At 71.5% G+C, this 25104-nt stretch carries 27 protein-coding genes; 17 read left to right on the forward strand and 10 right to left on the reverse strand.

The annotated features are described in order from the left end of the window. The first annotated feature begins 3 nt into the window (after positions 1-3). The gene (locus tag ACLJQZ_RS36910; RefSeq protein ID WP_247061536.1) at positions 4-447 is read left to right on the forward strand and encodes a hypothetical protein; all 444 of its coding nucleotides are present in this window, start codon (positions 4-6) and stop codon (positions 445-447) included. 24 nt (positions 448-471) lie between these two features. Here ACLJQZ_RS36910 and ACLJQZ_RS36915 read toward each other — a convergent pair whose 3' ends face one another. Beyond that, positions 472-843, reverse strand: a complete 372-nt coding sequence (locus ACLJQZ_RS36915; protein ID WP_410624904.1) for a winged helix-turn-helix transcriptional regulator — start codon at positions 841-843, stop codon at positions 472-474. Between the two features lie 92 nt (positions 844-935). On the opposite strand from ACLJQZ_RS36915, the gene ACLJQZ_RS36920 reads away from it, so the two are divergent. From ACLJQZ_RS36920 to ACLJQZ_RS36935, 4 genes are all read left to right on the forward strand, one after another. Continuing rightward, entirely contained in the window at positions 936-1775 is an 840-nt protein-coding gene (locus ACLJQZ_RS36920) for an SDR family oxidoreductase (RefSeq protein WP_410624906.1), read from the forward strand. Positions 1776-1893: 118 nt separating this feature from the next. Beyond that, positions 1894-2388 carry an RICIN domain-containing protein gene (locus ACLJQZ_RS36925; protein WP_410624908.1) on the forward strand — a complete coding sequence of 165 codons (495 nt, stop codon included), beginning with the start codon at positions 1894-1896 and terminating at the stop codon, positions 2386-2388. A gap of 113 nt (positions 2389-2501) precedes the next feature. Next, on the forward strand, positions 2502-3326 hold the full coding sequence (locus ACLJQZ_RS36930) for a DUF72 domain-containing protein (protein WP_410625000.1): 825 nt from the start codon (positions 2502-2504) through the stop codon (positions 3324-3326). Between the two features lie 101 nt (positions 3327-3427). Beyond that, positions 3428-3973 (forward strand): dihydrofolate reductase family protein, encoded by a 546-nt coding sequence (locus tag ACLJQZ_RS36935; RefSeq protein WP_410625002.1) that lies wholly within the window; start codon positions 3428-3430, stop codon positions 3971-3973. On the opposite strand, the gene ACLJQZ_RS36940 is transcribed toward ACLJQZ_RS36935, so the two are convergent. From ACLJQZ_RS36940 to ACLJQZ_RS36980, 9 genes are all read right to left on the reverse strand, one after another. Then, positions 3879-4964 carry an RNA polymerase subunit sigma-70 gene (locus ACLJQZ_RS36940; protein WP_410624910.1) on the reverse strand — a complete coding sequence of 362 codons (1086 nt, stop codon included), beginning with the start codon at positions 4962-4964 and terminating at the stop codon, positions 3879-3881. The genes ACLJQZ_RS36935 and ACLJQZ_RS36940 overlap by 95 nt on opposite strands. 5 nt (positions 4965-4969) lie before the next feature. Continuing rightward, the gene (locus tag ACLJQZ_RS36945; RefSeq protein WP_410624913.1) at positions 4970-6394 is read right to left on the reverse strand and encodes a M1 family metallopeptidase; all 1425 of its coding nucleotides are present in this window, start codon (positions 6392-6394) and stop codon (positions 4970-4972) included. A 166-nt stretch (positions 6395-6560) separates the two neighbouring features. Continuing rightward, entirely contained in the window at positions 6561-7763 is a 1203-nt protein-coding gene (locus ACLJQZ_RS36950; RefSeq protein ID WP_410624915.1) for an MFS transporter, read from the reverse strand. A gap of 40 nt (positions 7764-7803) precedes the next feature. Then, complete coding sequence (locus ACLJQZ_RS36955; protein WP_410624916.1) at positions 7804-8877, reverse strand: hypothetical protein; 1074 nt, start codon at positions 8875-8877, stop codon at positions 7804-7806. 10 nt (positions 8878-8887) lie between these two features. After that, positions 8888-9631, reverse strand: coding sequence for a class I SAM-dependent methyltransferase (locus ACLJQZ_RS36960; protein ID WP_410624918.1), 744 nt, complete (start codon positions 9629-9631; stop codon positions 8888-8890). A gap of 11 nt (positions 9632-9642) precedes the next feature. Further along, on the reverse strand, positions 9643-10584 hold the full coding sequence (locus ACLJQZ_RS36965; protein ID WP_410624919.1) for a TauD/TfdA family dioxygenase: 942 nt from the start codon (positions 10582-10584) through the stop codon (positions 9643-9645). A 2-nt stretch (positions 10585-10586) separates the two neighbouring features. Continuing rightward, entirely contained in the window at positions 10587-12170 is a 1584-nt protein-coding gene (locus ACLJQZ_RS36970) for an AMP-binding protein (protein WP_410624921.1), read from the reverse strand. Beyond that, positions 12170-12838: a thermostable hemolysin gene (locus ACLJQZ_RS36975; protein WP_410624923.1), complete on the reverse strand. Its 669-nt coding sequence runs from the start codon at positions 12836-12838 to the stop codon at positions 12170-12172. The genes ACLJQZ_RS36970 and ACLJQZ_RS36975 overlap by 1 nt, the downstream gene beginning before the upstream one ends. 81 nt (positions 12839-12919) lie before the next feature. Beyond that, complete coding sequence (locus ACLJQZ_RS36980) at positions 12920-14236, reverse strand: FAD-binding protein (RefSeq protein WP_410624925.1); 1317 nt, start codon at positions 14234-14236, stop codon at positions 12920-12922. Between the two features lie 253 nt (positions 14237-14489). On the opposite strand from ACLJQZ_RS36980, the gene ACLJQZ_RS36985 reads away from it, so the two are divergent. The 12 genes from ACLJQZ_RS36985 to ACLJQZ_RS37040 all read left to right on the forward strand — a co-directional run bounded on the left by ACLJQZ_RS36985 (position 14490) and on the right by ACLJQZ_RS37040 (position 24990). Continuing rightward, positions 14490-14852 carry a MarR family winged helix-turn-helix transcriptional regulator gene (locus ACLJQZ_RS36985; protein ID WP_410624927.1) on the forward strand — a complete coding sequence of 121 codons (363 nt, stop codon included), beginning with the start codon at positions 14490-14492 and terminating at the stop codon, positions 14850-14852. Further along, positions 14849-16279 (forward strand): MFS transporter, encoded by a 1431-nt coding sequence (locus tag ACLJQZ_RS36990; protein WP_410624929.1) that lies wholly within the window; start codon positions 14849-14851, stop codon positions 16277-16279. The genes ACLJQZ_RS36985 and ACLJQZ_RS36990 overlap by 4 nt, the downstream gene beginning before the upstream one ends. A 33-nt stretch (positions 16280-16312) precedes the next feature. Beyond that, complete coding sequence (locus ACLJQZ_RS36995) at positions 16313-16606, forward strand: DUF1330 domain-containing protein (protein ID WP_410624931.1); 294 nt, start codon at positions 16313-16315, stop codon at positions 16604-16606. Between the two features lie 135 nt (positions 16607-16741). After that, complete coding sequence (locus tag ACLJQZ_RS37000; protein WP_410624933.1) at positions 16742-17947, forward strand: sensor histidine kinase; 1206 nt, start codon at positions 16742-16744, stop codon at positions 17945-17947. After that, positions 17929-18591, forward strand: a complete 663-nt coding sequence (locus ACLJQZ_RS37005; RefSeq protein ID WP_410624935.1) for a response regulator — start codon at positions 17929-17931, stop codon at positions 18589-18591. Before ACLJQZ_RS37000 ends, ACLJQZ_RS37005 begins: the two co-directional genes overlap by 19 nt. Positions 18592-18693: 102 nt before the next feature. Further along, positions 18694-19863 carry a glycosyltransferase 87 family protein gene (locus ACLJQZ_RS37010; RefSeq protein ID WP_410624937.1) on the forward strand — a complete coding sequence of 390 codons (1170 nt, stop codon included), beginning with the start codon at positions 18694-18696 and terminating at the stop codon, positions 19861-19863. A 294-nt stretch (positions 19864-20157) separates the two neighbouring features. Then, positions 20158-21585: a CshA/CshB family fibrillar adhesin-related protein gene (locus ACLJQZ_RS37015; RefSeq protein ID WP_410624939.1), complete on the forward strand. Its 1428-nt coding sequence runs from the start codon at positions 20158-20160 to the stop codon at positions 21583-21585. Positions 21586-21677: 92 nt separating this feature from the next. Beyond that, on the forward strand, positions 21678-23363 hold the full coding sequence (locus tag ACLJQZ_RS37020; RefSeq protein ID WP_410624941.1) for a hypothetical protein: 1686 nt from the start codon (positions 21678-21680) through the stop codon (positions 23361-23363). A 2-nt stretch (positions 23364-23365) separates the two neighbouring features. Beyond that, entirely contained in the window at positions 23366-23860 is a 495-nt protein-coding gene (locus ACLJQZ_RS37025) for a hypothetical protein (RefSeq protein ID WP_410625003.1), read from the forward strand. Next, positions 23857-24207 carry an LPXTG cell wall anchor domain-containing protein gene (locus ACLJQZ_RS37030; protein ID WP_410624943.1) on the forward strand — a complete coding sequence of 117 codons (351 nt, stop codon included), beginning with the start codon at positions 23857-23859 and terminating at the stop codon, positions 24205-24207. The genes ACLJQZ_RS37025 and ACLJQZ_RS37030 overlap by 4 nt, the downstream gene beginning before the upstream one ends. 95 nt (positions 24208-24302) lie before the next feature. Further along, positions 24303-24533: a hypothetical protein gene (locus ACLJQZ_RS37035; RefSeq protein WP_410624945.1), complete on the forward strand. Its 231-nt coding sequence runs from the start codon at positions 24303-24305 to the stop codon at positions 24531-24533. A gap of 205 nt (positions 24534-24738) precedes the next feature. Continuing rightward, positions 24739-24990: a hypothetical protein gene (locus ACLJQZ_RS37040; RefSeq protein WP_410624947.1), complete on the forward strand. Its 252-nt coding sequence runs from the start codon at positions 24739-24741 to the stop codon at positions 24988-24990. Positions 24991-25104: the final 114 nt, after the last annotated feature.

The raw sequence follows: 25104 nt of genomic DNA on the forward strand, positions 1-25104 counted from the left end.
AGGATGAGTCTCCTCGATGACGTGGCCGAGCGCGACGGCTGGCGGTGCTGGGTGTGCGACGAGCCGGTCGACCCCGACATGTCGGTGAACGACCCGCGGGGACCCAGCGTCGACAGCCGGACCGCCGACCGCAAGGCCAAGATCGCCGAGCGGCTCGCGCACCGCGGGTGCAACACCCGCAAGGGCGCGGTCAAGGTGGTCATCGCCTGGCCGGATCGCCTGCACGTGGCCGAGCCCGCGCCGCTGATCACCGTGGCCGGGCGGCTGGAGCGCAAGGGCGGCCGCGAGATGGTGGCCCGCTGCCCGACGAAGCAGGACGCGCAAGAGGCGGCGGACTGGCTCGTGGACCGGTTTTCCCGGCTGGTGCCGGACCTGCCGGTGACGGCGAACATCGAGCCGGGCGGCGGTCAGTTCCTCGTCATCCTGGCCACCGGCCGCCGTCGCTGACCGGGAGCCCCTTTCCCGTCGACGCTAGTCCGTGCCGCGCGGTGCCAGCCGTTCGGTGATCCGGTCGAACAGCTCCGTCAGCGGCTCGCTGGCGTACCGGCCGAACTCGCTCAGCCCGTAGGTGACCTGGGGCGGCGTCGTCGGCTCGACCTTCCGCCAGACCAGGCCGTCCTGGACGAGGGTGCGCAGGGTCTGGGAAAGCATCTTCTCGCTGATGCCCTGGATGCTCTCGCGCAGTTCGTAGAACCGAAGGTCGTTGCTCCGCAAGCAGATCAGCACCCAGATGCCCCACCTGCTGGTGACGTGGTCGACCACGTCACGCGCCAGGCAGCCGGTGTGAAACACCTCATACCGCTTGCCCGCCTCGGCGGGGGTGAGCTGCGCGCCTCCGGTCATGTCCGGAGCTTACCTCCAGGTATGTCCTTACCAAAAGTTAGTTCGGCTCCTAGCGTTCCGGCCGTAGCGGACGTCGAACCGAGGAGCTGAAGATGATCGTGGTGACCGGAGCCACCGGAAACGTGGGCAAGCCGCTGACGCGGGCGCTGATCGAGGCGGGCGAGCAGGTGACGGCGGTGTCGCGGCACGCGGCGCCGGCGCCGGAGGGTGGCCGGCACGTGGTGGCCGACCTGGCCGCGCCGGCCGGCCTCGAACCGGCGCTGGCCGGGGCGAAGGCGTTGTTCCTGCTGCTGTCCGGCGACCTGCACGCCACCGGAGCCAGCCCCGCCGACGTCATCCGCCAGGCCGTGGCCAGTGGGGTCCGGCGGATCGTCCTGCTCTCCTCGCTGGGTGTGGCGACCAGGCCGTTCGGCGCGACGCGGATCGCGTTGCGCGCGGTGGAGGACGTGCTGCGGGAGTCCGATGTGGACTGGGCCGTTCTGCGGCCGGGCGGGTTCGCCTCGAACGCCTTGTGGTGGGCCGAATCCGTCCGCGAGCGGCGGGTAGTCGCCGCGCCCTTCGGTGACGTCGGCGTGCCGATCGTCGACCCGGCGGACATCGCCGAGGTCGCGGCGGCCTGCCTGCTGGACGACCGGCACACCGGCGGCGTGTACGCGCTGACCGGCCCGGAGGTGATCACGCCGCGGGGGCAGGCGGACGCCATCGCCACCGCGTTGGGCTCACCGGTGCGGTTCCACGAGCTGACCCGGGCGGAGGCGAAGGCCGGGATGGCCCGGAGCATGCCGGCGGAGCTCGCCGACGACACGTTGGACATCCTCGGTGCCCCGAACCCGGACGAGCTGCGCGTCAGCCCGGACGTCCAGCGGGTCCTCGGCCGCGCCCCGCGCCCGTTCGCCGGCTGGGCCGCGCGCAACATCGCCGCGTTCCGCTGAGTTCCCGCCCGTGGTGCCGCCCTTTGTGCTGCCCCTTGGACGGGCTGCCACACCGGCCGATCCGGTGATGCTATCCGGTGCGAAGCCCTGTCCACCAGGAACGGCGAAAGGTCTCACCATGCGCGGATTCAGCCGAGTGATCGTGGCGCTTGCCGGAGCGCTGGCGTTGACGGCCGGCGTCGCCCTCCCGGCGAGCGCCACCGACAGCCGCCCCATCCACAGCTTGGCCGTGTCGCCCGCCAAGTGCGTCGGCCTGGCCGACAACGGCAGCGCCGCCAACGGGACGCGGCTGGTCCTGTGGGACTGCCACCTCAACCCCGACCAGTACTGGTTCTGGGGCGGTAACCCGTTGTTGCGCAGCACCCCGTCCGGCAAGTGCGTCGGCCTGGCGAACAACGGCAGCACGGCGAACGGGACCGAGCTGGTTTTGTGGGACTGCCACGGGAATCCCGACCAGCAGTGGAGCTGGGCCGACGTGCCGGCCGGGGGGTGGGCGTTGAAGAACACGCCCTCCGGCAAGTGCGTCGGCCTGGCGAACAACGGCAGCACCGCGAACGGGACCCGGCTGGTGCTGTGGGACTGCCACTACCACGTAGACCAGAGGTGGAACTGACGCAGCCGCCGCCCGCTCCCGTTGCCGTGAGTGGAAAACTGCTGCCCGGGTGGTGGTTTCCCGCACGAGCGAGGGGAGCGGACGGAGTGGCACGTCTTCATGTCGGCTGCGCGATGTGGACCCACAAGGCGTGGCCCGGCCGGTTCGTCCCGCAGGCGCTGCCGGCCGGCGAGCGCCTGCGGGCCTACGCCGGCTGGTGCAACGCGGTCGAGGGCAACACCACCTTCTACGCGACTCCCGCCCGCACCACCGTCGCGACGTGGGCGGAGCAGACCGGCCCCGGCTTCCGGTTCGTGCTCAAGCTGCCCAAGGTCGTCACGCACGAGCGCCGGTTCGCCGGCGTCGAGGCCGAGATGCGGGCGTTCCTGGACGCGATCGAACCCCTCGGCGACCGGGCGATCCTGTGGACCCAGCTGCCGGGCTCGTTCGGCCCCGCGGACGTCGACGCCCTGGTCCGCTTCCTGCGCCGGCTCCCCGCCGACCGCCGGCGCGCGGTGGAGGTGCGTCACCCCGGGTTCTTCACCGACGACGCCGCGACGTCGCTGCTGGAGGGTGCGCTGGCCGCCGCGGACGCCGAGTGGGTGCCGTTCGACACCACGGTCTTCTTCGGGAGCCCGCCGACCAGCGAGGCCGAGCAGGAAGCCTGGACCAAGAAGCCGCGGCTGCCACGGCGGACGCGCGCCCTGACCGACCAGCCGGTAGTCCGCTACCTGGGCCGCGACTCGGTCGAGGAGACGGTCGAGGGCTGGCAGCCGTGGGCCGAGGTGGTCGCCGGCTGGTTACGGGAAGGCCGGTCGCCGACGGTCTTCCTGCACACGCCCGACAACAACGACGCGCCGGCACTGGCCCGCCACTTCCACGACGACGTCCGAGCACTGGTGCCCGCCCTCGAACCACTGCCCGAGCCGGAGCCGATCGAGCCCGCGACCCTGTTCTGAGCGACGTCGTCGCGCACCGATGAGATTCGCGCGCCGCGCCCGTCTATACGTGTGAGATCGACTCACAGGAGGCTGGCTTGACCCGGAAACTGATCTTCGGCATGAACGTGACGGTGGACGGTTACGTCGCCGCGCCCGGCGACGACCTCGGCTGGAGCGGGCCGCCGAGCGACGAGATGTTCCAGTGGTGGCTCGACCAGGAGCTGGCGGGCACGCTGTCGCTGTACGGGCGCGGGCTGTGGGAGGCGATGAGCTCCCACTGGCCGACCGGCGACCAGCAGCCCGGCGCCACCCCGGCGCAGGTCGAGTTCGCGCGGAACTGGCGGGACACGCCGAAGGTGGTGTTCTCCTCGACGATCGACGAGGTCGGCTGGAACACCCGCCTGGTCACCGGCGACGCCGTCGCCGAGATCACCCGGCTCAAGGCGGGGGACGGCGGCCCGATGCGGGTCGGTGGCGCGACGCTGGCCGGGGCGGCCGTGCGGGCCGGGCTGGTCGACGCCTACGAGATCGTCACCCACCCGGTCCTGGTGGGCGGCGGCACGCCGTTGTTCACGGCGCTGGACAGCTGGGTGAACCTGAACCTCGTGGAGACGCGGACGTTTCCCGGCGGCGTGGTGCTGACCCGGTACGAGACGAGGCGCTGAGGGTCGGGGGCAGCTCCAGCCATGGCTTGCCGGTGACGTCGAAGCCGGTGAGCTCGGCGATCTTCCCGTCGGCGATGTGCAGGACCGCGATGTTCAGCAACCGGTACTCCGGGTCGTCGGGGGTGCGGCGGTACAGCACGGCGGCGGGCATGCGGTTGACCGTCGTGGCGAAACAGCGCCAGTCGTGGCCGGGCCGGAAGAGCCCGCCGGCGACCCAGCCGTCCACCGCGTCCCCGGCCCCCACGATCACGGTGCCCGGATCCGGCAGCATCGCGAAGCGCAGGTCGTCGCGCAGCAGGGCCGTCAGCGCGTCGAGGTCGTTGCGCTCATGGGCGTCGATGTAGGCCTTCACCACGCCGCGCTCGTCGTCCGACAGCTCGTGGGTGGCGGGGCTCCGCCAGTCGAGGCGGCGGCCGGGCAGCTGCGCGCGCATGGTCACGCGCGCCCGTTGCAGCGCGCTGGTCACCGACGCGACGGTCAGCTCGAGGGCGTCGGCGGCCGTCGACGCCGGCCAGCCGAGGACGTCGCGCAGGACGAGCACCGCCCGCTGCCGCGGCGGCAGGTGCTGGACGGCGACGATGAACGCCAGCTCGATCGTCTCCCGCGCCACCACCGATTCCTGCGGGTCCTCGGGGAGCATCCGGTCGGGGTAGGGCTGCAGGTACGGCACCTCGGAGCCGGGGTCCGGCAGCTCCGACGCCACGAGTGTGCGTTTGTCCAGGAAGTCGAGGCAGACGTTCGTCGCGATCCGGTACAGCCAGGTCCGCAGCGCCGCGTGGCCCTTGAACGTCTCCCGCTTGTGCCACGCGCGCAGGAACGTCTCCTGCGTCATGTCCTGGGCGTCCTCGTAGTTCGCGAGCATCCGGTAGCAGTGCACCTGCAGCTCACGCCGGTGGCGTTCGGTGACGACCGCGAACCGCGCCGTGTCGCCGGAGCGGACCGCCGCGATGAACGTGGCTTCGTCGGCCTCCTGCGGTCCGGCGTCGGTCATGGTCGTCAGAGTGCCGGCTTGCCCGGCTGGTAGAGCCAGGTGTGGAAGAACGTGTCGAGGTCGCGGCCGGTCAGCCGTTCGACGAACTGGATGAACTGCCGCGTCGAGACGTTGCCGTACCGGTGGGCCGTCGGCCACTGCGTGAGCACCTTGAAGAAGGCGCGGTCGCCGATCTTCATCCGCAGCGCCTGCAGGGCCATCGCGCCGCGGTTGTAGACCAGGTCGTCGAAGATGTGATCACGTCCGGGATCGGCGACTTCGCCGCTCCAGTCCTTCTCGTCGGCGTAGGCCTTCGCGAAGGTCTGCTGCACGGGAACCTTGTCGAACTTCTCCTGGTAGAGCCACTCCGAGTAGGTCGCGAAGCCTTCGTTGAGCCAGATGTCCGACCAGTGCACCGGGGTGAGGCTGTCGCCGAACCACTGGTGGCCGAGCTCGTGGGCGAGCAGGTCGCCGTCGACGTCGCTGGTGCTCTGGTCGTAGACCGGGCGGCTCTGCGTCTCGAGGGCGTAGTCGACGCCGACGTCGGCGAGGATGCCGCCGGTCGAGTCGAACGGGTACTGCCCGTACACCGAGGATTCCCACTGGATGACCTGCGCCGTGGTCTGGTTGAACACCTTGCCCTGACCGGGCTTGGTGTCGATCGACTTGCCGATCGCGGTGATGTTCGGCAGGCCGCCGGCCGCCACGCCGCGGGTGACGTCGTAGTCGCCGATCGCGAGCATGCTCAGCTCGCTGGACATCGGCCGGTTCATGGACCAGCGGAAGGTGGTCTGGTGATCGCGGGTGGTGGTGGGCCCGGGTTCGCCGTTGGCCAGCACGGTGAGCCCGGCAGGCACGGTGATGGTCTGCGTGTAGGTCGCTTTGTCGTCGGTGGTGTCGTTAACCGGGTAGTAGGTCGCCGCGCCGATCGGCTGGTTGAGCGCGACCGCGCCGTCCTTCGTGGCGACCCAGCCGGACAGGCCCAGCGCGGGGTCGTCGATCTTCCGCGGGACGCCGGCGTAGCTCACCGAGACGACGAACGCGCTGCCCTCCCGCAGGCCGTACGGCGGGGTGATCACCAGCTCCTGGGCACCGCCGCGGGTGAAGGCGGCGTTCCGGCCGTTCACCGAGAGCCTGCTGATCTTCAGCGGTCCCTGGAAATCCAGGTCGAAGCGGGAGAGGTCCTGGGTGGCGGTGGCGAAGATCGTCGTGGTCGCGTCGATCGCCTGGGTCGCGGGGCTGAACGCCAGCCGGATGTCGTAGTGGCCGACGTCGTAGCCGCCGTTGCCCATGTCGGGGAAGTACGGGTCCCCGGCGCCCGGTGCACCGGGGGAGTACCGCGGTGCCTGCGCCGGCGCCGCCTCCGCCGGGCTCGTCGCGGCCAGCAGGCCGGCGGTCAGCGCGCAGGAGATGATCACCAGGTGGCCACGGCTACGGTTGATGCCTCGCATCGGTCCTCCTCGGCAGTCATCGACGCTGAAGAGTAGGTCCGATCCGACACGCGGATCAAGCCTGTCGCGGCGGCCTCGAAGTCCGGTTCGGGCGGTTCCTGGCCGGTTGTGCCACAAAGGACTCCCGGCGCGATCCGCCTCCGCCGGTTATTGCGCCCGCCCGTGCTCAGCGTGCGGGTACCCGGTCCGCCGTAGCCGGTCGCGGCAGGCGGGCACGGGCGGCCAGGCCCAGCAGCACCGCACCCAGGAACGCTCCCGCCGCGCACACGCCCGTCCAGCCCGCCACGACGTACGCCGCGTTGCCGAGGCCGGAGCCCGCCGCGCCGCCGACGAAGTAGGCGATCATGTAGTTCGCCGTGATGCGGCCGTTGCGGCCCGCGGCCAGGCGGTAGATCGTCGCCTGGTTGGTCACCTGGAGGCCTTGCACCCCGACGTCCAGCACCACGATCCCGAGCACCAGCAGGACCACCGACTGGCGGCCCAGCACCAGCAGGCCGAACGACAGCAGCACACACCCCGCGAACGCGACCCCCGGGCGGCGCCCCAGGTCACGGTCGGAGAAGCGGCCCGCGAAGTTCGCGGCGAGCGCGCCCGCCGCTCCGGCCAGGCCGAAGAGGCCGATCGTGCTCGCGTCGAAGTGGTGGGGCGCGTCCGCGAGCATGAACGCCATCGTCGCCCAGAACAGGCTGAACGTCGCGAAACCGACCGCACCCATCGCCATCCGGTTGCGCAGCACCGGTTCCGCGCGGAACACGCGGTAGATCGACACCAGCAGCGCCGGGTAGCTCAGGCGCTCGCGCGGGCCGTCGGCCGGCAGGCGGCGGGCGAGGACGCACGCGACGAGCGTCACCAGCACGGCGCCGCCCCAGTAGACGATGCGCCAGCCGGCCGCGTCGGCCAGCAGGCCGGCCACCGTGCGAGCCAGCAAGGTGCCGACGAGCATGCCCGTCATCACCGTGCCGACCACGCGGCCGCGTGAGGCGTCGTCGGCCATGGACGCCGCGAACGGCACGATCACCTGAGCCGCCGTGACGCCCAGCCCGATCAGCACGGACGCCCCGATGAGCACCGCGACCGACGGGCTGCTCGCCGCGACGACCATCGCCGCGGCGAGCAGGGCCAGCAGTCCCACCGCCAGCTTGCGGCGGGCCAGCACGTCCGCGAGCGGGACGACCGCGGCCAGGCCCACCGCGAAACCCAGCTGGGACAGGGAGACGGTCAGCCCGGCCGCCGTCGAGCCGACGTGGAACTCCGCCTCCACGATCGGCAGCAGCGGCTGCACGTAGTAGAGGCTCGCGACCGTCACCCCGGTCGCGATCGCCATCACCAGGACGAGCGACCTCGTCGGCGCGGTCCGTTCGCTCGGCATCCCGACCTCTTCTCCGTGGTTCGGCACCGGCCGGCGCCGATCAGCGTGGTTTACAGTGCAGCGCACCGAAGCGGGCCGGCGCGAGAGATGCCGCACGCAGGAAGATGTCGTCACCGGAAATGGTGAACTCCGTGAGACAGGCGTCGGTGAACTTGATGACGTGCTCGTCGCCGTGCTCGACGGCGGCCGTGCGGAGCGCGTCGATCGACGGCGCCGGTTCCGCCGGCACCGTCGCCGGCTCCGGCGTCAGCGCACCGAACCCGGCGAAGATCCCGGCGAAGAACTGCCACAGGTGCCAGGCCGTCGACTCCAGTGCCTCGGCGGTCAGGTCCTTGCTCAGCATCCGCAACGCCGACGGCGCGGTCACCAGGTGGACGAACGGGATCGGCGTGTTGTGGTGTGCGGCGAACGCGCGGGCGCCGATGCCCGTCAACCGGCCGATCTGGTCCGGCCACGACACCGTAGGACGGAAGCTTTCCACGCCTGCGGCGAACGCGCGGTCATCCCGCAGCAGGTCGAGCCGGCCCGGGATGCCCTCGCGCCGGGACTTGGCCGTCGCCGGGAGCCACGGGATCGTTTCGAGCGCGTCCGGGGCCGTGCGCAGCGGCCGGGCCGCCGCGTAGACACCCGGCAGCTCCTGGTAGCGCGCCGCCCAGTACCCGAGGCCGTGCGCGATCTCGTCGAGCAGCAACGGGTGTTCGCTGCCGTGCTCGTTCATCGCGCGAACGGCGTGGGCGGTGCGCAGGAAGCCGTGGGTGCCGGCCGCGGAGATGCCGCGCAGCAGCCGCGGCCACCACGCGGCGACGACGTCGCGCCAATGCGCTTCGGCCAGTTCGCGGGTGAAGAACTCGACCCAGTCCGTCGACCGCTCGATGTCGCCGAGCGCGCAGGCGAGGGAAACCGGATCGCCGTCGATCCGCTGCTTCGCGGGTTCGGGATCGTCCACCCAGGTCAGGTACGTGTCGGTCCAGCCGACGAGCTCCTCTCCGACGTCCATTGTGGACAACACCTCGGCGCCCATCGGCGCGTGGTTGGCGACGAACCCCTTGTACTCGAAGCCCTTCCGCTGTGCGCGGCCGAGCGACTCCAGCAATGGTTCGAGTCCGGCGGGCACGGTGACCTCCTCACTTCCGGGCGCGCAGGCCCAGAATCGTCGGGTTGGCCAGGAACTCCGCCCAGAAGCCGGCGCCGAACTCGGCGACCGCCGCTTCCGGGAGGTCGGGCGCGGTGAACTCCACGGACCGGAAGCCGGCATCGAGGAACGCGCGCACGATCGGGCTCGCCGACCAGAAGACGGCCTTGAACGAGATCTCCGGCTCGACGTGCGCGGTGACCTCCAGCCGCTTGCCGTCGTCGAAGTCCTCCAGCACCCGGTGGGTGAGGCCGTACTTCGTCGCCGGCTCGCGGCTCCAGTCGAAGGCCGGGTTCATCTCGATCCCGACGTACTCGCCCCCGTCGCGGAGGTTCGCGTACGCCGTGGCGGCCATGGCCGTCAGGTCGGCCTGCGTCTCGGCGTAGCACAGCAGCCACACGGCGGTGACCACGTCGAACTCGCCGAGCACGCCGGCCGAGCGCGCGTCCCCGACGCTGAACTCGATCCCGCGCGGTTCGGCGTGCTCGGTGCGCCGGGCCGAGGCGACCATCTCCTGGGAGATGTCGACGCCGTGCACGGCCCGCGCGCCGCCGTGGGCCAGCGCGCGGCTGTACCAGCCGGTGCCGCAGGCGAGGTCGAGGACCTCGGCCGCCGCCGCGCCCGCGGGCCGGGTGGCCAGCCGGTGGAAGGTCGCGCCCTCGGGGAAGCGGGCCAGCGGCATCTGCTTCTTCAGCCGCTCGTAGGACTGGCCGATCGCGTCGTACTGGGTTTCCATCGCGCCTCCGATCAGGACAGCCGGGACCGGGCCTCGGCGAGGAGTTCGGGCTTGACGTAGCTCTGCGCGTTGAACAGAGAACGGTTCTCGTCACGGATCTTGCGCCGGCCGTGCATCACCCGGCTGTTGTCGACGATCGCGACGTCGCCGGCGTACCAGTCGATCTCGTCGGTCTCCAGCGCGGTCGCTTCGATGATCTCGCGCATCAGCATGGCGTCGAGCGGGGTGCCGTCCTCGAACTCGATCACCGGCGGCTCGTAGTTGACCGACGGGGTGAGGATGCTGTTGGCGAAGACGGGGCCTTGACCGAACAGGGTGGTGTGGGCGGCGTGGGTGAAGTACGTGTAGTGCACCGAGCCGTCCGCCCGGAGCAGGTACTTGACGTCGACGTCGTCGTCGGTGACCGCGAGCAGGTCGTCGAACGTGATCTGATCAGCGGTCTTCGTGCCGTCGAGCAGGCGGAACACCAGGTTCTTCCACTTGTCCGCCGGCATCGGCCGGGCGAACGAGATCCGCTGTTCCAGGAACCGGTCCTGGGTCCGCGGCGACAGCCGGTCCCAGGTGCGGGCGCCGTCGCAGATCGTGGTCTGCGAACCGATCTTCGCCGGCCGCTCGCAGTAGAACCAGACCAGGTCGGGCACCCACGGCGTGGCCCCGTTCTCGACGTGCAGGCCTTGGGGCACCAGACCGGCCTCGATCTTCTGGGCCACGCTGCCGCCGGCGAACCGGCGCGCCGGGTCCAGGGTGATCCGCGAGGAAACCCGTTCGACGAGACCGGAGAACGACTCCGGCGCGGTGTCGAAGCCGCGCAGGACCGCGTAACCGTGCTCGGCCAGCGCGGTCAGCAGCTCGACGCCGTCGACCGCGGTCAACGGGTCGCGGGCGCCGCTTTCGACCACGAGGCCGTGGCCGTCGATGTGGTCGGCCAAGGTGAACTCGGCGAACTCGGACATGCTTACACCTCCACCATGTTGAAGCGGTGCCCCTGCACCGCGTTCCAGATGTCCGTCCGGCGGGGACGTCCCGTGACGGTGAAGAACTCGGCGTGGAACAGCTCGTCGCCGGTGACGAAAGCGGCTTTGGAGACCTGCTCGATCTCGGAGAGGATCTCCGCGTTCACCTGCCGGACTTGCGAAAGCGCTTCCCCGGGCGCCGCGCCGGGCGCGAGCACGAACACCGCGACCAGGCGTTCGAGGTTGTCCCCGAACACGACCGCGGACTCGATGGCCGGCCTGCTCTTGTACTGGGCCTCCACCCATTCCGGGCTGACGTTGCGCCCGTTCGAGGTGATGATGACGTTCTTCAGCCGGCCGGTGATCGTCACGTACCCGTCGTTGTCGAGCAGCGCGATGTCGCCGGTGTGCAGCCACCCGTCGTCGTCCAGCGGCAGGGCGCTCGGGTCGCTCGAACCGAGGTAACCCGACAGCTGGGACGTGCTCTTGATGAGCAGCTCGCCCGACTCGCCGACCCGGGCCTGGCAGTGGTTCAGCGGCCGGCCGACCGTGCCCAGCTTCACCTGGCCGGGGGCGTTCAGCGTGGCGACGGAACCGTTTTCGCTGAGGCCGTAGGCGACGTACACGGGCAGCCCGCGATCCCACATCGCCCGCAGGACCGTGTCGGAAACCGGCGCGCCGCCGCTGAAGAGCAGCATCGGGTCTTCACGGCCGTACAGCGAAAGGGAAAGCGCGCGTGTGCCGGCTTCCCCGGTGCGGTCCACCTTCTGGGCCAGGGACTCCACCAGGGACGGCGGTACCAGCGAGACGGTCGGGCGGACGCGCGGGAGCAGCTCGCGGACCCGCTCCACATCGGACCCCGCCGTGCCGAGCGGCTTGACCTCCTCGGGCAGGAACACCACCGTGCCGCCGGCCAGGAAGGTCAGGTACACGGCGAAGACCTGCTCGACGAGCAAGCTCATCGGCACCACCGAGACGTAGCGCTGCCAGGCCTCGACGCCGACGCGGGAGCGGATCGAATCGAGCAGGTCGTCGACCGCGCCGCGGCGGAGCATGACGCCCTTGGGTGTCGACGTCGTCCCCGAGGTGTGCACGATCTTGCAGATCGTCTCCTCGGAAAACGTTTCCGCCAGGGCGATGCGCTCGCGGGCGTCCGCCAGTGCCGTGGCGTCGGCCTCGGCGGTCACCGGGACGATCTCGCACTTCTGCGGCAAGAGATCCGCGGCCCCGCCCCACGCTTCCAGCTGCCGCGTCCCCTGCTCGTCGACCAGCACGGTGATCGCCGTGCGCAGCAGGTGGCGCGCCTGCTCGCGGGCGAACGCGAGCGGGATCGGGACCGAACTGACCGTCGTGAGCTGGCAGGCGATGTCGGCGATCACGGCCGCGACACCGTTGCCGGTGAGGATGCCGACGGTGCTGTCGTCGTCACCCCGGCCGCGGGCGCGGAGGTCGAGCGCCTCCGCCAGCCGGACGGCGGCCCCGAACACCGCACCGTAGGTGTAGGTCGTGACCGTCCCGTCGGCGGCGAGCTCCTCGACCGCCACCGCGTCCGCGGTGTCCAGGTCGACCTGCCTCAACCAGCGCATCAAGCTGCTCCTTTCGCGGTGCCGTGCGACGCGCACAGCAGGATCCCGGTGCGAGGCCGGGTCGAGTAGTAGGTGCCCCAGCGCTCTCGGTCCGTGTCGCGCAGGTCCGAGAGGCAGGCGTTCGCGAGGGTGGTGAACCGCCAGCCGGCGCGGTGGGCGACACCGTGCAGCTGTTCGGTCAGCGTGGCGAGGAGGTAGTCGAAGCCGAGCGAGCGCACGATCTCGGGGACAGTGCGCATCAGGAACAGCCCGCACCCGCGCTCGTTCGACACGACTGGGCCGAGCTCGCACACGCGTTCGCGCGGTGGGACTTCGGCGCTGAGCCGCGCGCAGGCGTCCTGCGCCGGACAGTCGAGGTACTGCTCGGAGAACAGTGTCCGGCCGCCGGCCGAGGTGATCCCGGCGACGCCGAGGGGTTCGGCCGAGGGACGGACGACGTCACGAGCCGCGACGAAGAAGTCGGGATGCGGGTCGATGACGGCGCCGTAGACGGCCAGGTACTTGGCCTTGGCCGTGTCGACGCAGACGTCGTAGTACGGATCGTCCGGCCACACGGCGCAGGCGTCGGGCACCACGCCGTCGCGCAGATCGCGCACGACGACGGGACCGACCGGCCGGCGCACCGGATCCACCACGGGAGCGCGGGCAATACTGGGGGAAACCGCCATGCCCGTAAGGGTCACACGACGGCGTGGGAGCAGGCTGCTCCTGGATTGCGGTCCCTTCGCGTCAGCGACGCCCCGTTGTGGTCACTCCGCTTCTTCGCCGGTGAAGACACCCTGACCGCTGCCGAGGACGTTGTCCGGGTCGTAGCGCTGCTTCGCCGACTCCACCAAAGGCCAGGCCTGTCCGAAGTGGACGATCCAGTCGGCCGGGCGCATCGGGACGGAACCGACGGGGTACTGCACGGCGCCCAGCGAACGGGCGCGGTGGTACAGCTTTTCGTTGGCGGTGACGAGCGCTTCCGCGGCGACCGGGTCCGGCGGCGCGGTCCGGAGCAAGGCGAAGAAGAACGCCGTCGCACCCCGCGGCATCCGCGGCAGCGGCGCGGCGGTGGTCTTGACGGGGTAGAGCAGGACGACGCCGCTCGGCCCGATGTGGTCCGGGGTGAGCTCGGCGGCGACCTCGGCGACGAACTCGGCCGCCACCTCGTCGGGCAGCAGCAGGTTGAGCCCCGGGTGCGGGTGGAACCAGTCTCCCGAAGCCCGGAACGTCGCCTCGCCGGCCGCCATGCGGTGCAGGAACTCGGAGTAGGTCAGGTCCGCCGTGGTCGCGTCCGCCGGGTCGAAGCCCAGCTCGCCCAGCGCTTTCGCGTCGTCAGGCGGCGTGGCCGCGTCGTAGAAGGCGGCGACGTCGAGCAGGAACCCGCTGCCACCCTCCGCACGGGCCTGCACCATGCCTTCGACGTACGGCCACTGCGTGCTCCCGATCAGGGCCCGCTGCGCCGCGATGAGGGTCGCGGCGTCCGGCACCGCCACCAAGTGCCGCCGGACGCGCTCGGGCGCCGGCACCAGCCGAAGCACCACGCGCGTGATCACGCCGGACAGCCCCAGGCCACCGAGGGTCGCGGCGAACAGTTCGTCGCCGCTGTGGCAGGTGTGCACCTGGCCGTCGCCGGTGACGACGTCGAGTTCCAGCACCGAGTCGGTCAGCGGGCCGTACTGGTGCGCTGTCCCGCCGAAGCCGCCCGCCACCAGCGTGCCACCGACCGACAGTTCGAGGTAGTTGGGCAGCACCGGCGGCGTCAGGCCGGCCGCGAGCGTCGCCTCGAGAAGAGCCGACCAGCGGGTGCCCGCCAACACGGTCACCTGATCCGCGGCGACGTCGAGGACCCCGGCCAGCGACCGCAGGTCCGCCAGCACGCCCCCCGCGGACTGCGCCTGCCCGAACGTCGAGTGCCCCTCCCCCCGGGCGACGACGGTCCGGCCGAGGGCGGCGGAGCCGACGATGAGCGCGGCCAGCTCGTCAGGTCCGCCCGGCTGCTCCACAAGGGCGGGACGGCGGCTCACCAGGTGCCCGAAGTCATCATCGGGCGGCGTTCCACGACCTGCGTGCGGTGCGGTCATCAGGCATCCTCCGACGATTTCGACGTCCTCTGATCCTGTCTGAACGCCCGCCTGCGCGGTAGTGCATTCTGCACGTTCTGGTCAATGGGTTTGACAGGTTGATCGGCGCCCGGACTCGCCTCGCGAGATGCATAAAGGATTCATATAAACCTGCTATGCTTCAGACGTGAGTCGCCGAACCGCCGCTTCCGATGCCATCGGGTCAGCCCTCTACGGTCTGGCCACCAGGGCCGTGAGACGCCTTCCCCGCGACATGAGCCTGACGTCCGCCGCCACTTTGGCCACCCTGGACAAGACCGGCTCGCGACGGATCACCGATCTGGCGGTGGCCGAGGGCGTCACCCAGCCCGCGATGACCGTCCTGGTCCGGGTGATGGAGGAATCCGGGCTGGTCGAGCGGCGGGGCGATCCGTCCGACAAGCGGGTCACGCTGGTGTGCCTGACCGAGGCCGGCGCGTCGTACGTCCGGACGCGACGCCAGGCGGGCGTCGACGCGTACGCGCGGTTGATCGACGAACTCACCGGTGACGAGGTCGAGGCCTTGGCGGCCGCCCTTCCGGCGCTGCTGCACCTGGCGGAGCTCGAAAGCCACGCCCGAGAGGAGCCGGACCGGTGACCGCGGCCCAGGATCGTGACCAGCCCAAGAGCGCTGCCCTGACACGTTCCGAGGCACGTCTGCTGGTCCCCGCCCTGATGTTCATCGCCCTGGTCGTGGCGGCGGTCGCCAGCCTCGGGACGCCGCTCATCACCAGCGTGGCGACCACGTTCCACGTCTCCCTCGACAGCGCGCAGTGGACGCTGACCATCGCCCTGCTCAGCGGCGCCGTCGCCACACCCGTCCTCGGCCGGCTCGGAGCCGGTCCGCACCGGCGGGCCACGATCCTCGCCACGCTGGCGATCGTCGTCGCCGGCAGCGCGCTCACCGTGCTGCCGCTGCCGTTCGCCTGGCTGCTCGTGGGCAGGGCGGCCCAAGGCGCCGGACTCGGTCTCACGGCGCTGATGATGGGCGTGGCCCGCGACCATCTTCCCGAGGAGCGCGGCGCGGCCACGATCGCCCTGATCTCGGTGGTCTCCATCATCGGAGCCGGCGTCGGCTACCCGCTGGCCGCGCTGCTCGCCGAGTTCGGCGGCCTGCGGGCCGCCTACGGCCTCGGCCTGCTCGTCACCGCCGTCGCCTTCATGACCGCGTGGCGCTCCATGCCCGCAGCTCCCGAAGGCCGCTCCGCTCGCGTGAACGTGGCCAGTGCGCTCGTCCTGACGGGCGGACTGCTCCTCGTCCTGTTCCTGGCCGGCGAGAGGAGCCTGTGGAGCCGGCACCTCGCCGTGGCGGTGACCCTCGCCGTCGCCGCCGTACTCCTGCTCTGCGTCTGGACCGTTTCCGAACTGCGAAGCAGGACGCCCCTGGTCGACGTCCGGGCGGTACGGCACCCGGCGGTCGCCGGGGCGAACGTCGCCATGTTCGTCGGCGGGAGCGGCATGTACCTCCTGCTCACGCTCGTCACCCGCTACGCGCAGACGCCGCACAGCGCCGGCTACGGCTTCGGGCTGACCACCTTCGTGGCGGGGCTGGTCCTTATCCCGTTCTCCGTGCTGGGGTTCGTCGCCGGCAAGCTCACGCCGCGGGTCCGGACGCGGATCGACGGCCCCCCGCTCCTGGCCGTCAGCGCCGCCATCGTCGGCGGCGGGTTCGTCCTGTTCGCCGTCGCCCGGTCCAACCTGGCCGAACTGCTCGCGGCCATGGGCGTGCTGGGCTTCGGCGTCGGCAGCTTCTCGGCCGCCATGCCCGGCGTCATCCTGGCCGTCACCCCCAGGAGCGAGACGTCGAGCGCCATGAGCTTCAACTACGTCGTCCGCAGTGTCGGGTACTCCCTGGGCAGCGCCATCGGCGGCCTGATCCTCGCCGCGGGCACCGGCCCCGGCCACCTCTTCCCCGACGACAGCGCCTACACCACCGCGGCGCTGGTCGGCATCGGCGCCATGGCGATCGCGACGCTGACAAGCCTCGCTCTCGCCCGCCGGCGCTCGTCCGAGACCAACCCGTAAGCCGGATGCACTCGTCCCAACACTGGAGGTTCCATGCCCAAGGGCTACTGGGTCAGCGTCTACCGCACCATTGCGGACCCCGAGAAGCTGGCTGCCTACAACAAGCTGGCTGCTCCGGCCGTCAAGGCCGGGGGCGGGCGGGTGCTCGCCCGCGACGGCCGGGTCGTCGCCCACGACGCCGGAATCGCCGAGCGCACCATCCTGATCGAGTTCGACAGCTTCGAACAGGCGGTCGCCGCACGTGCGAGTGCGGCCTACCAGGAGGCACTGGCCGTACTCGCCGACGGCGTCGAGCGCGACTTCCGCATCATCGAAGGCCTCGGCTGACGTTCGAGGCCGCGTCGGCGACGGTTCCCGGCGGCGCGGCGGCCCGGACGTCGCCTCCGGGGCGGCGGCCGGGACATGCCGGTCGCCACCGGTTGCGGCGAGGGCAGCTGTCGCGGTGCCTGTACCGTCCCGCAGGTGAAGGGCTTGGAACCGGCGAAAGCCGCCGTCGCGGTGGTGGCGGGGACGCTGGTCGGGGGTTCCCGCCCGGCCGATCGGCCGCGGACCGCTCAGCGAGTGCTTCTCGTCCTGGTCGCGGCCGCCTCCGGAATGCTGGCCATCACGCCCGGCGATCGGGCCGCGACCGGGGCCCTGTGGGTGGCCGGGGTGCTGACCGCGGCCACCGTCGCGCTGACGGTGCTGGACCCCCTGTGGGCCTGGCGGCTGCTGATCGCCCTGGTGGCCGGTGCGGACCTGCTCTACGGGCACCACGAGCGGTTCGGCTGGCCCTGGACACCCGGCTTCGCGCTGGCCGCGCTGCCGGTGCTGTTCGCGGCCGGGCGGGTGAGCCGGCCGGGCGTGCTCGGTGGTGTCTGGCTGGTGTCGGTCGCGCTCAGCGCACCGACCGCGAACGTGCGTGACGAGCTCGTCCCGATCGCGATCCTGCTCGCGGTGCCGCTCGTGTTCGGGCACCTCGTCGCCCGGCTGCGCGGCACCGAACACGACCTCGCCGCCGCCGCCGCGGACCGGGCCGTGCTGGAGGAACGCGCCCGGATCGCCCGCGAGCTGCACGACGTCGTCGCCCACCACATGTCGATGCTCGCCGTGCGGGCCGACTCGGCGCGCTACCGGTTCCCCGAGCTGACCGACGACCTGCTCGGGGAGTTCCGGGCCATCCAGGACACCGCCCGCGACGGGATGACCGAGATGCGCCGTCTGCTCGGCGCACTGCGAGCCACCCCCGAGCCGCCGGAGACCGAGCCGCAGCCCGGCGCCGAACACGTCACGGCGCTGGTGGAGCGCGTCCGCGCGGCGGGCACCGACGTGCGGCTGGAACAGACCGGAGACCTGGGGAGCCTGCCCGCCGGGGTGTCGCTCTCGGCGTACCGGGTCGTGCAGGAGGCGCTCAGCAACGCGGTCCGGCACGCCCCCGGCGCGGCCGTCGCCGTGCTGCTGGAGGCCACGCCGGACGAGCTGCGGATCGTGGTGCGCGACACCGGCGCCTGCGCGGCGGCACCGGCGGAAGCTTCGCCCGGCCGGGCGAAGCACGGGCTGGTCGGGATGCGTGAACGCGCGAGCGCGCTCGGCGGTAGGTTGACGGCGGGGCAGGGGTCCGAGGGCGGCTTCGTGGTGGCACTCACCGTTCCGCTGGGCAAGGAGAGCCGATGGCTGTCACGGTCGTGATCGCCGACGACCAGACCATGGTGCGGCAGAGCTTCCGCGCGGTGCTCGACGCCCAGCCGGACATCGTCGTCACCGGTGAAGCGAGTACCGGCGCCGAAGCCGTCACCGTCTGCCGCGAACTGCGCCCGGACCTCGTGCTGATGGACATCCGGATGCCGGAGCTGGACGGGCTGGCCGCGACCCGCCGGATCCTCGCCGAGACGCCGGGCGACCGGCCGCGCGTCCTGGTCCTCACGACGTTCGACGCGGACGAGTACGTCTACGGTGCGCTGGGTGCCGGAGCGAGCGGGTTCCTGCTCAAGGACTCGCCGCTGGACGACCTCGTCGTCGCGGTGCGGATGGTGGCCGCCGGGAACGCGCTGTTCGCGCCCGCGGTCACCCGCCGCGTCATCGAAGGGTTCGCCGGGCGGCGGCCACACACGCAGAACCCGGCCCGGCTGCGCGAGCTGACCGCACGCGAAACCGACGTGCTGCGGCTGATCGCCTGCGGGCTGTCCAATGCGGACATCGCGGACCGGCTGGTGATCGCCGAGCAGACGGCCAAGACCCACGTCAGCCGGGTGCTGGGGAAGCTGGGGCTGCGCGATCGCGCGCAGGCGGTGGTGCTGGCGTACGAGGCGAAGCTGGTCGTGCCGGGCGCGTGATACCCCGGTAGCACGGCACGGCCGCCGTGGTACCGGGGTAGTGGTCCGAAGATGGCTCCGCGGACCGACGACACCGGCGTCGAATATTCCTAGATTTTCTTTGTGCTCAAAGGGAAAATGGTTCCAGTCGCGCTGGCCGGAGGAATCGTCGCGGTGCTCGCCGTGGTCGCGGTCGTCCACTTCTCGCGTGGCGCGGCGCTCGGCACCGACAGTGCGGTGTACCGGGCGGGCGGCCTGGCCGTCGTGCGCGGCGAGCCCCTGTACGACCCGCTGCTCGCCTTGGCTCCGCGGGTCCGGGCCGAACTGCCGTTCACCTACCCGCCGTTCGCGGCGCTGCTGTTCGTGCCGCTGACCACGGTGCCGGCGCAGTTCGGGTGGCTGGTCGTGGCCGTGGGCTCGGTGTTCGCCCTGGGGGCGGTGGTGCGCCGGTTCGCCGGCGGACCGGCGCCGGTGTTGCTGTGCTTGCTGCCGGTGCTGGAACCCGTCTGGCGGCTGGTGTCGCTCGGGCAGATCAACGCGCTCCTGATGGCCATGGTGGTGGCCGACGTGCTGCCGGCGCGGCGGTCGCGGTGGGGCGGGGTGCTCATCGGTCTGGCGGCCGCGGTGAAGCTGACGCCGCTGATCTTCATCGCGCACCTGCTGGTGACCGGCCGGCGCGCCGACGCTGCCCGTGCGCTGGCGGTGTTCGCCGGTGCGTCGGCGCTCGGTGCGGTGGTGCTGCCCGGCGACTCGCTGCGCTTCTGGACCTCGGCCGTGGTGGACAACCACAACGCCGGCTCGATCGACTGGGTGCTGGATCAGTCCTTGCACGGGCTGCTCGCCCGCTTCGGCGCGCCGTCGATCGGCTGGTACGCCGCGGTCGCGGCGCTGGTCCTGGCGGTGGCTGCCGTGGTGGTCCGTGACTTCCACCGCCGGGGTGACGCGCGAGCGGCGCTGCTGGTGTCGGCCGGGTGCGCGCTGCTGGTGAGCCCGCTGTCCTGGACGCACCACTGGATCTGGGTCGTGCCCCTGGCCGCGTACTTCGCCGGGCGGTGGGCGTCGTTGGCCGTCGTGGTGGCGGTGTTCACCGGCTGGACTCTCGTGTGTGTACCCGAGGGCGACCACCGCGAGCTGGCCTGGAGCCCGCTGCAAGCGGTGCTCGGCAACGCGTACGTGCTGACCGCGCTGGCCGCGGGCGCGGTACTCGGGCTGCGGCTCCTGCGGCGAAGCCGGGGGAGCGGCGCGCGCCGGCACGCAGCGGAGGTGCCGGCCCGCGTACCGCTGACCCGGTGATCGCGGTCATGCCGCCCGGTGAACGAGCAGATACCGGTTCTGGTCCTGAAAGGACAGAGAGAAAAGTCATGAAGCCGCGGTCTTGCGTCGGGTTGCGGAGTTCGTTGAAAGGTCTTGTCGCGGCCGGGTTTTGGTCGGGAGCCGGCGTGATCGTCCACTACGGACTGATTGCTGGTCTCTCCGGATGCCGGAACGGCCACTCTCGCGCACGATGACCGTGGAGTGGTAACCGAGCCGAGGGGTCCGAAGTCGATGAGTGGTGCGGTGTTCGGCGCCGGAAGGTCCAGGCGGGGGGTGCTCGGGCTGCTGGTCGTGGTGCTGCTGGCGCTCGGTGTGGCCGTGCCCGGCACGGCGCCCCGCGCGACGGCGGCCGGGACTGAAGGTTGCGGGTTCGCCACGGCGGGCACCGGCACCTACGCCCGGACGCTCTGCTGGTTCGACCTGTCCGGCTACAACGCGGCGGAGGCCACGTCGGCGTCGGGCCAGCGGCTGACGTTCGCGCTGCCCGGCGGCTACCGGCTCGCGGCCACCCTCACCGTGTCCGGCGGCCCGGTCGAACCGAACGCGTTGCCCACGTATTCCGCCGCCTACCTGGGCAACTCCGGGCACTACACCGGGGTGCCGGGCAAGCCCGCGCTGTACCAGGCCGTAAATGGCACGACGACCGTCGCCGCGCTGACCGACATCGTCGCCACCGACGCGAGCGGCGCTGTGGTCAAGGGCTACGGCCTGGTGGGTGCGGACGCCGAGTCGACGGACGCCCGTGAGTCGATCGAGTGGACGTCGTCCGCCCCGCTCGAGTCGCTGACGGCGGACAGCTCCGGACCGGGCATCGGCAACGCGTGCACCGGCGGCTACAGCGGCGTCGGCACGCGGACCGTTCAGTGTCCCGGCCGCGTGAACGCCAAGAAGACGGGCACCGCGATCCTTTCCTCGGACGACCCGACCTCGTTCACCCAGCGCATGGTCGGTGGCGGTTCGCAGGCGGTCGCGTTCGGCGTACTGGTCTCGAGCATCCAGGTGTCCAAGAAGGTGGTACGAGGCTTCTCCGGTGACTCGTTCGCCGTCTCGGTCGCGTCTTCGGGCGGGGCTGTGCTCGGCTCGGCCGACACGAAGGGCGGCACGGCGGCGTCCACCGGCGAGGTCACCGTGCTGGCTGGGGCGCGCGGCGGCGAGTACGCCCTGCGCGAGGTGGCCACTTCGGGTCTGGAGTCCAATTACGAGAGATCGTGGTCTTGCACCCGCAACGGTGTCTCGGACAGCACGTTGCCCAGCGGGGACGCGGGCGGCTCGGCCCAGGTTCACGTCGACATCGGCGACTTCGTCTCATGCACGGTTACCAACACCGCGAAGGCGGCGACGCTGCAGCTGGTGAAGCACGCCGCCCCGCCGGTGGACGTCAACAGCAACGGGATCACCGATGCGGGTGACACGATCGGGTACACCTTCACCGTCACCAACACCGGCGCGCTGGCGCTGAACGACATCGCCGTGACCGACGCCAAGGCGGGTGTCGTCACCTGCCCCCAGCCGACGCTCGCTCCGGGTGAGTCGCAGCTCTGTACCGCCCAGAACCCTTATGCGATCACCACGGCGGACGAGGTGGACGGCGCCGCGGTCAACACCGCGACGGCGTCCGGGTTGCCGCCGGGCGCGACCACCAGGGTGACATCGAACCCGTCGTCCACCCGCATCCCCACCGAGACGCCGAACCGGCACTGACGCTCAAGAAGTCCGCCTCGCCCGATGACCCGGAGTCCTACACCGCCGGCCGGCTGATCACCTACTCGTTCCTGGTCACCAACACCGGCAACGTGCCGCTGGGCGAGATCGGGGTCGACGAGACCGCGTTCTCCGGTAGCGCCGCCCTGTCCACGCCGGTCTGCCCCGTCGCCACGCTCGCCCCGGGCGCCGGCACCACGTGCACCGCCACGTACGTGCTGACGCAGGACGACGCCGACTCGGGCCGGCTGGACAACACCGCCACCGCGCACGGCAAACAGCCAGGCTTTCCCGGCCCGACCACCTCGAACCCCTCCAGCGTGTCCGTCCCGACGTCGGCACACCCGGCGATCACGCTGGTCAAGTCCGCCGACCCGGCGACCGCCGACCGCGCGGGCCAGTCCGTGACCTACCGGTTCACGGTGACCAACACCGGTGACGTGACGCTGTTCGGGGTCGGGGTCGCCGAGACCCGGTTCACCGGCTCCGGCCCCGCCCCCGAGGTCTCCTGCCCGCAGACGGCGCTCGCGCCCGGGGTGTCCCAGACCTGTCTCGCGACCTACTCCGTGACCCAGGCGGACATCGACACGGGCTCGATCGAGAACACCGCCGTCGCGCACGGCACGGCGCCTCGCGCGACCGAGCCGACCACCTCCGCGCCGTCATCGGCGAAGGTGACCGCCGGGCGTTCCGCGGCGCTCGCTCTGGCGAAGTCGGCCGACCCCGGCACGGTAACGGCCGCCGGCGGGCCGGTGCGCTACTCGTTCCTGCTGACCAACACCGGGAACGTGACGCTGAAAGACGTGACCGTCACCGAAGGTGACTTCAGCGGAAGCGGGACGCTGTCGGCGATCTCCTGCCCGGCGGGCGGGGCTGCGGTGCCGGTGCTGGCGCCCGGCCAGGCCGTCACCTGCACCGCGGACTACACCGTGACCCAGGCCGACCTCGACGCCGGCCGGATCACCAACAGCGCGACCGCGGTCGGCACTCCGCCCGGTGACCTGCCGACGGCGACCACCCCGCCCGCGACCGCAGTCGTCACGGCAGGCGGCGGAGCCACGCTCCAGCTGGTCAAGTCGGTCGAGCCGGCCACCGTCGACGGCGCCGGGCACACTGTCACCTACCGGTTCACCGTGACCAACAACGGCAACCGCACGATCACGTCGGTGGGCGTGCGCGAAACCGCGTTCACCGGCACCGGGACGGTGTCGGCCATCGCGTGCCCGTCGGACACGCTGGCCCCCGGGCAGGCCGTCACCTGCACCGCCACCTACACCCTGACCCAGGCCGACGTGGACGCCGGCTCGGTGACCAACACCGCCGTAGCGACAGGCAAGCCGCCGCAGGGCGACCCGGTGACCTCCGGCCCGTCGCAGGCGAACGTGACCGTGCCTGGCAAGACGGGCCTGTCGCTGGTGAAGTCGGCGGACCCGGCGGACGACGGGCACTTCCGTGCGGGGCAGACGGTCACCTACTCGTTCGTGGCGACCAACACGGGCAACCGGACGCTCACCGCCGTGACAGTGCGGGAGACGGCGTTCTCCGGCACTGGGCAGCTCTCGCCGCTGTCCTGTCCGGGCGGCGGCTCGACGGTGGCCGTGCTGGCGCCGGGCGGGCAGGCGACCTGCACGGCCACCTACCTGCTCAGCCAGTCCGATGTGGACTCCGGGCACGTGACGAACACGGCTGTCGCCACCGGCACCCCGCCCGGCGGGGGCGAGCCGCCGACCTCGGACCCGTCCACGGTCGTCGTGCCGACCCGCCGGACGCCGCGCTGACGCTGGCCAAGACGGCCTCGCCGGGCACGGTCTCCGCCGCCGGCGAGGAGGTCACCTACGCGTTCGTGGTGACCAACACCGGCAACGTCACGCTCAACCCGGTGACGGTCCGCGAGACCCGCTTCACCGGCAGCGGCGAAGCGCCGGCGCCGGTCTGCCCGGGCGGCGCGCTGGCTCCTGGGCAACGTGTCACCTGCACCGCGACCTACCGCGTGACGCAGTCCGATGTGGACGCCGGGTCGATCGGCAACACCGCGGTGGCGTCCGGCACCCCACCGGAAGGCGGCAGCCCGGTCGACTCGAAGCCCGCGAGCGCGACCGTGCACGCCACCGCGGTGGCCGGGCTCGCGATCACGAAGGCCGCCCACCCGGTGGACGTGAACCGCGACGGGCGTATCGGCGCCGGGGACCGGATCACCTGGACGATCACGGTCACCAACACCGGCGCGGCCACCGTCGGTGAGATCAAGGTCGACGACCCGTCCGCGGGCCCGTGACCTGCCCGGGCACCGTGCTCGCGCCGGGCCAGGCGATGACCTGCACCGTGCCGCCGCACACGGTCACTGCGGCGGACGTGACGGCGGGCCGGGTCCGCAACGTCGCCACCACCACCGGGACCGGCCCCGACGGCAAGCCGGTCCCGGGCGGCGAAGCGACCGCCGGCGTCCCGGTGGTTCCCGCGCTGCCACCGGACCCTCGCCCGGGCCCGGCGACGGGCCCGGGCGAGCCGCCGCACCGGCTGCCGGACACCGGCGTGGATGCGGGCCGGCAGCTCGCCCTCGCGGGCCTGCTGCTGATCGCCGGGCTCGCGCTGTACCTGGCCGGGCGACGACGGCGCGCCTGAGGAAATCCGACCCAGCAGAATGCCGCCCGTGACACGCCGGCCGCCTGGAGGACGCGGGCGGCGACGAAGCCGCGCTGTCCGGGGAACTGCGCATCGTGCTGATCTCCGCCGGCTTTGGAAGCGAGATCGCCACCACGGTTCTCTGGCTCACCACGACCGACAATCTCGACATCACCTGCGCCCGGCTGGTTCCGCATCGAGTCGAGGATCGTCCGCTACTCATCTCGGCCGGCGGAGTACTCACCGGCGACGACCTGGTCGAGTGGTTCAGCGGGAAGTTCGCCGATACGAAAAAACCGCCCAACCTGGAACTTCTGTCCCGGTGAGCGGTGTTTCGTCACTGTGGACCTTGGGGGAGCTTATTACAACACAAAACTCCAGGTAGAAGCCCTGGAGGCCCTGCTTCGGAAGCTACCTGGTCCCACTGCGCCGGCTCCACCGCCCGTCGACCGACCCAAACCTGGACGGGCACGCCGGCTCGACGCCGACCAGGTCCAGGAACTCATCGCCGATTACCAAGCCGGAGCGACAGTGTGCGAGCTGGGTGCACGGTTCGGCATCGAACGGCGGACGGTCAGCAACATCCTCCACCGCAACGGCGTGCCGATGCGTCGCCGTGGCCTGTCTCCCGACCAGGTCGACGACGCCGTCCATCTCTACAACCTCGACTGGTCACTCGCGCGGGTCGGCGAACACCTCAACGTCGACCACAGCACCGTGCTGACCAAACTCCGGGAACGCAGCGTCCTCACCCGCGACACCCACGGACGACCACGATCTTGAACCCGTTACTTCCCGCTCGTCGTGAGGGAAGCCGTCTCATGCCGCTTTTGCCCTTGGCGTGGGCGGCTCGCAACAGTCGGGCGAGTTCGCCTGCGAAACTCGCGGCGGTATCTT

The organism is Amycolatopsis sp. cmx-8-4 (genome assembly GCF_046548675.1).
Classification (GTDB): domain Bacteria; phylum Actinomycetota; class Actinomycetes; order Mycobacteriales; family Pseudonocardiaceae; genus Amycolatopsis.